This is a genomic window from Rhodoplanes roseus (assembly GCF_003258865.1).
Taxonomy (GTDB): domain Bacteria; phylum Pseudomonadota; class Alphaproteobacteria; order Rhizobiales; family Xanthobacteraceae; genus Rhodoplanes; species Rhodoplanes roseus.
Genome location: NZ_NPEX01000976.1, coordinates 1 through 242, shown reverse-complemented (window position 1 = coordinate 242; position 242 = coordinate 1). Strand labels below are relative to the sequence as shown.

The window sequence follows — 242 nt, the reverse complement described above, 5'->3', positions numbered from 1 at the left end:
GTCGCCTACCTCGCCTGGCGCGAAGGGACGAGCGCGCCGAAGGCGCTGCTGGCGAGCCTGCCGGTCTGGGCCCGCGGTCTCAAAGACATCGTCCTCGGCTTTCCGGCCGCCTGCTTCCATCGCGACACGCGCAAGGTGCTCGTCGACAGCGGCAAGACGACGATCATGCTGATGTTCATCATCGTCAACGCGCTCCTCTTCGCCCATGTGCTGACGTCAGAACGCATTCCGCAGACGATCAC

Annotated in this window: 1 pseudogene; it reads left to right on the top strand. The window is 64.9% G+C overall.

From position 1 onward, the window contains the following. Positions 1–242, top strand: a pseudogene (locus CH341_RS35580) (TRAP transporter large permease); the annotation flags it as partial.